At 41.9% G+C, this 7,427-nt stretch carries 11 protein-coding genes; 1 reads left to right on the plus strand and 10 read right to left on the minus strand.

Features of this window, described 5'->3' with window-relative positions; genetic code table 11:
• Nucleotides 1–9: 9 nt before the first annotated feature.
• The 10 genes from HMPREF2853_RS03210 to hisS form a co-directional block, all read right to left on the minus strand.
• Complete coding sequence (locus HMPREF2853_RS03210; RefSeq protein ID WP_000806298.1) at nucleotides 10–951, minus strand: YitT family protein; 942 nt, start codon at nucleotides 949–951, stop codon at nucleotides 10–12.
• Complete coding sequence (gene aspS / locus HMPREF2853_RS03215) at nucleotides 929–2,692, minus strand: aspartate--tRNA ligase (RefSeq protein WP_049549815.1); 1,764 nt, start codon at nucleotides 2,690–2,692, stop codon at nucleotides 929–931. The genes HMPREF2853_RS03210 and aspS overlap by 23 nt, the downstream gene beginning before the upstream one ends.
• Nucleotides 2,693–2,843: 151 nt before the next feature.
• Nucleotides 2,844–3,062, minus strand: coding sequence for a hypothetical protein (locus HMPREF2853_RS03220; protein ID WP_000832178.1), 219 nt, complete (start codon nucleotides 3,060–3,062; stop codon nucleotides 2,844–2,846).
• A gap of 17 nt (nucleotides 3,063–3,079) precedes the next feature.
• Nucleotides 3,080–3,721, minus strand: a complete 642-nt coding sequence (locus HMPREF2853_RS03225) for a CPBP family intramembrane glutamic endopeptidase (protein ID WP_049549814.1) — start codon at nucleotides 3,719–3,721, stop codon at nucleotides 3,080–3,082.
• A 9-nt stretch (nucleotides 3,722–3,730) separates the two neighbouring features.
• On the minus strand, nucleotides 3,731–4,465 hold the full coding sequence (locus HMPREF2853_RS03230) for a DUF3169 family protein (RefSeq protein ID WP_000730199.1): 735 nt from the start codon (nucleotides 4,463–4,465) through the stop codon (nucleotides 3,731–3,733).
• A 13-nt stretch (nucleotides 4,466–4,478) separates the two neighbouring features.
• The gene (locus HMPREF2853_RS03235) at nucleotides 4,479–4,829 is read right to left on the minus strand and encodes a PspC domain-containing protein (RefSeq protein WP_070534841.1); all 351 of its coding nucleotides are present in this window, start codon (nucleotides 4,827–4,829) and stop codon (nucleotides 4,479–4,481) included.
• A 2-nt stretch (nucleotides 4,830–4,831) separates the two neighbouring features.
• Nucleotides 4,832–5,029: a hypothetical protein gene (locus HMPREF2853_RS03240; RefSeq protein WP_033583605.1), complete on the minus strand. Its 198-nt coding sequence runs from the start codon at nucleotides 5,027–5,029 to the stop codon at nucleotides 4,832–4,834.
• Complete coding sequence (locus HMPREF2853_RS10000) at nucleotides 5,016–5,204, minus strand: hypothetical protein (RefSeq protein ID WP_070534843.1); 189 nt, start codon at nucleotides 5,202–5,204, stop codon at nucleotides 5,016–5,018. The genes HMPREF2853_RS03240 and HMPREF2853_RS10000 overlap by 14 nt, the downstream gene beginning before the upstream one ends.
• Nucleotides 5,204–5,407, minus strand: coding sequence for a helix-turn-helix transcriptional regulator (locus HMPREF2853_RS03250; RefSeq protein WP_049549811.1), 204 nt, complete (start codon nucleotides 5,405–5,407; stop codon nucleotides 5,204–5,206). The genes HMPREF2853_RS10000 and HMPREF2853_RS03250 overlap by 1 nt, the downstream gene beginning before the upstream one ends.
• 143 nt (nucleotides 5,408–5,550) lie before the next feature.
• Complete coding sequence (gene hisS / locus HMPREF2853_RS03255; protein ID WP_049549810.1) at nucleotides 5,551–6,831, minus strand: histidine--tRNA ligase; 1,281 nt, start codon at nucleotides 6,829–6,831, stop codon at nucleotides 5,551–5,553.
• A gap of 168 nt (nucleotides 6,832–6,999) precedes the next feature.
• Between hisS and HMPREF2853_RS03260 the strand changes: the two genes are divergently transcribed.
• A complete protein-coding gene (locus HMPREF2853_RS03260) occupies nucleotides 7,000–7,341 on the plus strand; it encodes a metal-sulfur cluster assembly factor (protein WP_001204052.1) in 342 nt (113 codons plus the stop codon).
• The last annotated feature ends 86 nt before the right edge of the window (nucleotides 7,342–7,427 follow it).

Below are 7,427 nucleotides of genomic sequence, written 5' to 3' on the forward strand. Positions count from 1 at the left end.
TGAATATTATTAATTGTCTGTTTCTACGAATCGTCCGAGAATGTGGACATTTTCAGATACAGAGACAAAGGCTGTCGGATCGATCTGTTTCATGATGTGTTTAAAATCATTAAACTCTGCTCGTGTGATAACCGTAATCAAGACTGCTTTTCTCTCATGATTATAGGTTCCTTCTGCATCGTGGATCATGGTTGCTCCGCGGTGCAATTTTTTATGGATTTTTGCGATTACCTTGTCAGGATTATTGGTCACAATCATGGCCTGCATGCGTTTTTGCTTGGTAAAGACCGCGTCTGTCACACGACTGGAGACAAAGATGGTAATCATGGAGTAGAGAGCGTATTTCCAACCAAAGGTCAATCCTGCTATCAGCATGATGGTTCCATTTACCAAGAAAGAAATACTACCGACATTCTTACCCGTTTTCTTTCGAATAGTGAGACTGACGATATCTGTACCTCCGCTAGAAATATTGTTACGGAGCGCAAAACCAATCCCCAAGCCCATGACAACACCCCCAAAAAGGGCATTGATAATGGGATCCTCTGTCAAGGTCACAACCGGTACAAGCTGGATAAAGAGGGAACTCATGGATACTGTGATGAAGGTAAAGATTGTAAACTTATGCCCAATCTGATACCAAGCCAAAATCATCAACGGAAAATTGATAGCATAAAAGGTTAGCGATATCGGAATGTAAAAACCAAACCAGTGATTACTCAAGGCAGAGATAATCTGTGCCAGACCCGTCGCACCACTGGAGTAAACGTGCCCTGGTTGAAAAAAGAAATTGACTGCTACTGCTGACAGAAAGCCATAAACCAGAGAAGCCGATACTTTCTCATCATATTTTTCCCTAGAGATACTTTGTAAAACTCGTAAGATTTTTATCTGATAAGCAAAGCGGCGCAAATAATAGCGCCACCGCTTAATTCGTTTTGCTTGTTTCATCTTCTTCTACTTGTAAGCTGAGTTCCTCTAGTTGTTTGAGAGCGACTGTTGATGGAGCTTGTGTCATTGGGTCGGTTGCCTTATTGTTCTTAGGAAAGGCAATGACTTCACGGATATTTTCTTCTCCTGCTAAGAGCATCACAAAACGGTCAAGACCGATAGCCAAACCACCGTGTGGTGGGAAACCATAGTCCATGGCTTCAAGAAGGAAACCAAACTGGTCATTGGCTTCTTCAGCTGAGAAACCAAGAGCCTTGAACATGCGTTCTTGAAGGTCTTTTTGGTTGATACGAAGGCTACCACCACCAAGCTCATAACCGTTCAAGACGATATCATAAGCAATGGCACGAACCTTAGCCAAATCACCTTCTAATTCGTGAGCTGTTTCTTCCTGTGGAAGAGTGAACGGATGGTGGGCGCTCATGTAGCGACCTTCTTCTTCAGACCATTCAAACATTGGCCAATCAACCACCCAAAGGAAGTTGAATTTATCGTTATCAATCAAGCCAAGCTCTTTGGCGATACGTCCACGAAGGGCGCCTAGTGTTGCATTGGCTACCTCAAGCGTATCCGCCACAAAGAGAACCAAGTCCTTATCTTCAAGACCAAGTGCTGCAGTCAATTCTGCTTGGATCCCAGTCAAGAACTTGGCAACTGGTCCGTTTAATTCTCCATCCACAACCTTGACCCAAGCAAGACCTTTAGCACCGTACTGTTTAGCTACTTCAGTCATCTTGTCAATGTCTTTACGTGAGTAGTTATCCGCAGCTCCTTTGACCACAATAGCTTTAACGGCAGGTGCTTCTGAAAAGACTTTGAAATCAACACCTCTAACCACTTCTGTCAAGTCCTGAAGCAACATATCAAAACGAGTATCTGGCTTATCAGAACCGTAAAAGGCCATAGCATCATCATACTTCATACGAGGAAATGGAAGAGTTACTTCGATGCCTTTGGTTTCTTTCATCACGCGCGCAATCAATCCTTCTGTAATATCTTGGATTTCTTGCTCCGTAAGGAAGGATGTTTCCAAGTCGACCTGGGTGAACTCAGGCTGACGATCACCACGCAAGTCCTCATCACGGAAACATTTGACGATTTGGTAATAGCGGTCGAAACCAGCATTCATCAACAATTGCTTAGTGATTTGTGGACTTTGAGGAAGAGCGTAGAAATGCCCTTTATTGACACGAGATGGCACCAAATAGTCACGCGCCCCTTCTGGCGTTGACTTCGAAAGGAATGGCGTCTCCACATCGATAAACTCCAACTCATCCAAGTAATTACGGATAGAGTGGGTCACCTTGGCACGAAGCTTAAGGTTTTCTAGCATTTCTGGACGACGAAGGTCAAGGTAACGGTAACGCAAACGTGTATCGTCATTGGCCTCAATCCCATCTTTAATCTCAAAAGGTGTTGTTTTGGCTGTATTAAGCACCGTCAAAGCTGTCACGTTCAACTCAACTGCACCAGTCGGCAATTTATCATTAGCTTGCTCACGCGCAGCGACTTGTCCAGTCACCTCGATGACAAACTCACTGCGAAGACTTTCAGCTGTTGCCATGACCTCTGCAGATACTTTTTCAGGGTTGATAACCAACTGCATGATTCCTTCACGGTCACGAAGGTCGATAAAGATTAAACCACCCAAGTCACGACGACGGCCAACCCATCCTTTCAAAGTAATTTCTTGTCCGATATGTTCCTCACGAACACGACCAGCATACATACTACGTTTCATGTTTTCTCTCCTCTTTTATTCTGTTACTATTTTACCATAAAAGCGCAGGCTCTTCATGAAAATCATCAGAAAAGTTTGATTGTCTTTAGAAATCAAAACGAACAGACAAAAAATCCGATGAAAACGTCATCGGATTCTCTGATTATGATTCTTAACCTTTTTTACGCTTTTCAGCAATCTCAGCTGCCTTTTTAGGTAGAACAATCTCCGTCGCATAAGCTGTCGCAAAACGCAAGACACCTGCAATAGGCGCAAAGACAACCGCTAGATAGTTGTAAAAGAAGTCGCCTTTAAAGGCATAGGCAAGTGCCCCGATGATAAAGAAGAGAACGACCGCCTGTATCACTGCTAATAAAATTACTCGTTTCATGTGACCTCCTGACTCTATTATAGCATGAGTATCATCAAAAAGCCGATTAAATTATTCAAAGCGTGGAGAGAAATGCTGTAAAGAAGACCTTTTCGGCTTACATAAGCCAGTCCCAAACTCAATCCCAGACTAGCATAAACTAAAAACTGTTGCAAAGTCCCTGGAAAATGAATCAAGGCAAAAAGCACACTTGATACGAGGAGAAACAGAGCTGTCTGTTTGCTGTTGTTCTGCTTAGGAAAGAGATAGCGCGCCAGCATCCCTCTAAAGATGAGTTCTTCCGTCAGAGGAGCAAAGACTACCACCATAAAGAAACCAAAGACAGGCTGAGCAACTGTCAGTTGTGATACGATTTGTTGATTGACTGACGGATCTTCTGGCAAAAAGAACTGGGCTGCAATAGCCACTAGCAAAACCAGAGTTGGCAACCAAATATAACGATTAAAAGCCGTCGTCTGGATGCTAACCTTTTCTGTCTGATACCATCTGTAAACTCCATAAACATAGGCTCCTGACAGGACGATATAAAGTGGCAGGACTCCAAAGATCGAAGCCCCTAGGTCAAGCGCTGATAAAGCCATACTCTGAATCAGACCATAGCCAAAGTAAAAGGATAGGACAGCTAGAAGAAGCCAGCCAAGATTTTTAAGTAATTTCATAAAAGACTCCTATTTGAAATAACGTTTTACCATAGGTAATTGCATCACATTGATATAAATATGGATCGCTCCTACAAGCAAGAAGGCTAGTAACTGAATCTCTCCTGTCAGTAAGGAAAAGAGAACGATTAGAAAATAGAGAGTTGGCAGGACATACTGGTTTAATTGGAATAAAATTCGAAAACTCTGTTCTAAATTAGCCTTGCGCTCCCCTTCATCGTAGGAGTTTATATAGTCCAAGACATCTTTTGGTGTAGAGAAGAATTCCAAATCAAACTGACGAACGATCGCAATGGTCTTATAGAGATATTTTTGAGCACTGAAAATCATCACTAATGCCAAAAAAGAAAGAGATAAGGTTATATAGCTGATATTTAGTACAATTACTTCACTACCTGAGATGAAAAGAGCCAAAAAAATCGCTACGCCTGCACTATTAAAAGCAATAGTTCCAAACTCGAGATTACGATACATTTGTACATAATAGGTTTCATTCAGATCATCATCCATTTCCTCTTGATACAAGGAGTGAAATTTTCTGCTTTTCTTTAAGAAATCGAAAGTCAAAAACATACTAATGAAACCTAACAGTAAACAAATAGATGATATCCATGGAATCACGATTTTGACATCTAAAATGGTTCCATAGTTTTCGGTATAGGCCTTAAACATCCCTGCAAACATGCCCAAGAAGCCTCCCAAGATCAAAGCCATTAAAAATAACAATCCACGTTTCTTTTTCATATTCATCCTCTTTCTAAACTAATCCAACCAACCATTGACCAAAGGCTTTACCTGACTCAAAGATAGCGACCAAACCTTCTGTTCCAAGTGACACCAAAATCAAACAAACAGCAAACAAGAGAATAGCTTGGTTTCTAGCTTTTTTTGCTCCATCTCCCAAGGGTTCATTGCCAAGCCAACCTGCTAGATAGGCATAGAGAGTTACTATTATAATCCCAATCTCTGTCGAAGAGAGAAACAGCAAGACTGTCACCAAACGAACGATATTGGCTTGAATGTTAAAATAATTTCCTAAACCTGCACAAACACCCGCAAGTTCTTTGTGCTCAGTATCGACTTGAAAACCTGCTAAAAACTTTTTCATATTCATTCTCCTTTTTCACTTGCTAGATTTTTGGATTTCTTTTCAATCCAGTCAACTACTGGGATGAGAGCAAAGTAGGTCCAAACAAATTGGTCGCTTTGATATGGATTAAACCAGCCTAGGTCCATCCCAATCAGTAGAAATACGCTGACTAATAGAGCTATGGCAACTACATAATAGATTACTTTATACTTGTTCATCATTTTTCTCCTTTTTCTTCAACCGATTGAAAATGGACAAGAGGACTAAATTAATCCAAAACAAATACTTACTTTCAACAAAATAGAACCAACCCAGTAATGTTCCAATCATAGCCAAAAGATTTACGATAAACACAACTATAGATAGATAATAAATCACTTTACACTTGTTCATCACTCATCCTCCTCTATACGAAATACCGACTCGACTGGTTCATTGAATATCTGAGCAATCTTCAGGGCAATGACGATGGATGGCGTGTACTCATCCCGTTCTAGTAGGCTAATGGTCTGTCTGGAAACTCCTGCTAACTTGGCCAGTTCGGTTTGATTGAGACCATCGCGAGCCCGAAGCTCTTTTAAACGATTTTTAAGCATTCCTTTCTCCTTTACTCTTAACTTGCTTATATTGTAACACATCTTTTTCTTTTTGACAAGTATATTTGTCAAAAAGTTTATGATTTTTGTCATTTTGCAAAAGAAAACGGTCAGGAGTAAGGTCCTGACCGGTTTTTCTACTATTAAAAGCCTAATTTTTCAAAGATTTCTGAGAAATTTTGATTGATAGCATCAAGTGACACTTGAACTTCTTCTCGTGTTTGGTTGTTCTTAACCGTCACTTGTCCGCTTTCGACTTCGCTCTCCCCTAGCGTGATGAGAGTCTTAGCCGCAAAGACATCGGCTGACTTGAACTGAGCTTTAAGCTTCCGGTTGAGGTAGTCACGCTCTGCTTTGAATCCTTGTTGGCGAAGGGCTTGTACCAATTCCAAGGCCTTAACATTTGCTCCTTCACCCAAGACTGCGATATAAACATCTAGAGCGTTTTCGATAGGGAGGGCCACACCTTGCTTTTCAAGAATGAGAAGCAGGCGCTCTACACCAAGGCCAAATCCAAATCCAGCAGTTTCAGGACCACCAAAGTAGGCAACCAAACCATCGTAGCGACCACCCGCACAGACCGTCAAGTCATTGCCCTCAATCTCAGTAATGAACTCGAAAATCGTGTGGTTGTAATAGTCCAGACCGCGCACCATATTGGTATCGATGATATAGTCTACACCCAGATTTTCCAACATCTGACGGACGGCATCAAAATGAGCTTGGCTTTCCTCATCAAGGAAATCCAAGATAGACGGCGCATTCTCTACTGCTACCTTGTCTTCTTTTTCCTTAGAGTCCAAGACACGGAGAGGATTTTCCTCCAAACGACGTTGGCTATCCTTCGACAAGGTCTCCTTGAGCGGTGTTAAATAGTCGATCAAGGCTTGACGATAAGCCGCACGGCTCTCAGGATTTCCCAGAGTGTTAAGGTGCAATTTCACACCTTGGATGCCGATTTCTTTCAAGAAATGAGCCGCCATAGCGATGGTTTCCACATCGGTAGCTGGATTACTAGAGCCAAAGCACTCGACACCAATCTGGTGGAACTGGCGTAAACGACCTGCTTGTGGACGCTCATAACGGAACATAGGGCCCATATAGTAGAACTTACTTGGCTTTTGCACTTCTGGGGCAAAGAGTTTATTTTCCACATAGGAACGGACAACAGGCGCAGTTCCTTCTGGACGAAGGGTAATATGGCGGTCACCCTTGTCATAAAAATCGTACATTTCCTTGGTTACGATATCCGTTGTATCTCCGACAGAGCGACTGATGACCTCGTAATGCTCAAAAATAGGCGTACGCACTTCCGCATAGTTATAGCGCTTGAAAATTTCACGGGCAAAGCCCTCAACGTACTGCCACTTGGCAGATTCAGCAGGTAAAATATCCTGCGTTCCTTTTGGTTTTTGTAATTTCATAGGGTGTCCTCTTTTAACTTAATAGTCTTATTTTACCATAAATAGAGGGATTAAAACAGTGAGAGGAGAAAATCTCAAGAGAGTCTTTTTCAGAAAATTCATCAAAAACTTGCCAAATTGTCAGAATTATGAGAAAATAGAGGATATTTATCAGGTGGAGGGACTGTTATGAGAGACGATATCAAAATCAATGACCGAGCTTTGGCCTTACAAGACCAAATTATCGAAAAACTAGAGAAGGTTTTTGATACAGATGTGGAATTGGATGTTTACAATCTAGGGCTGATTTATGAAATCAATCTAGATGAAACAGGTCTCTGCAAGATTGTCATGACCTTCACCGACACTGCCTGTGATTGCGCCGAAAGTTTGCCTATCGAAATCGTTGCAGGTCTGAAACAAATCGAGGGTATCGAAGATGTCAAGGTTGAAGTTACCTGGTCGCCTGCCTGGAAGATCACACGAATTAGTCGCTACGGCCGTATCGCCCTTGGACTGCCACCTCGTTAATGAGGCAAATCACTTTTGAAGATAAAAAGAAGCAAGCCGAAGATGGCTTGCTTTTTGATACTCAATGAAAATCAAAGAGCAAACTA

The organism is Streptococcus sp. HMSC077F03, assembly GCF_001812375.1.
GTDB lineage: Bacteria > Bacillota > Bacilli > Lactobacillales > Streptococcaceae > Streptococcus > Streptococcus oralis_S.

Excerpts from the sequence above, each read along its gene's own strand:
- HMPREF2853_RS03210 (WP_000806298.1), bottom strand. The coding sequence starts at position 951 with ATGAAACAAGCAAAACGAATTAAGCGGTGGCGCTATTATTTGCGCCGC.
- aspS (WP_049549815.1), bottom strand. The coding sequence starts at position 2,692 with ATGAAACGTAGTATGTATGCTGGTCGTGTTCGTGAGGAACATATCGGA.
- HMPREF2853_RS03220 (WP_000832178.1), bottom strand. The coding sequence starts at position 3,062 with ATGAAACGAGTAATTTTATTAGCAGTGATACAGGCGGTCGTTCTCTTC.
- HMPREF2853_RS03225 (WP_049549814.1), bottom strand. The coding sequence starts at position 3,721 with ATGAAATTACTTAAAAATCTTGGCTGGCTTCTTCTAGCTGTCCTATCC.
- HMPREF2853_RS03230 (WP_000730199.1), bottom strand. The coding sequence starts at position 4,465 with ATGAAAAAGAAACGTGGATTGTTATTTTTAATGGCTTTGATCTTGGGA.
- HMPREF2853_RS03235 (WP_070534841.1), bottom strand. The coding sequence starts at position 4,829 with ATGAAAAAGTTTTTAGCAGGTTTTCAAGTCGATACTGAGCACAAAGAA.
- HMPREF2853_RS03240 (WP_033583605.1), bottom strand. The coding sequence starts at position 5,029 with ATGAACAAGTATAAAGTAATCTATTATGTAGTTGCCATAGCTCTATTA.
- HMPREF2853_RS10000 (WP_070534843.1), bottom strand. The coding sequence starts at position 5,204 with ATGAACAAGTGTAAAGTGATTTATTATCTATCTATAGTTGTGTTTATC.
- HMPREF2853_RS03250 (WP_049549811.1), bottom strand. The coding sequence starts at position 5,407 with ATGCTTAAAAATCGTTTAAAAGAGCTTCGGGCTCGCGATGGTCTCAAT.
- hisS (WP_049549810.1), bottom strand. The coding sequence starts at position 6,831 with ATGAAATTACAAAAACCAAAAGGAACGCAGGATATTTTACCTGCTGAA.
- HMPREF2853_RS03260 (WP_001204052.1), top strand. The coding sequence starts at position 7,000 with ATGAGAGACGATATCAAAATCAATGACCGAGCTTTGGCCTTACAAGAC.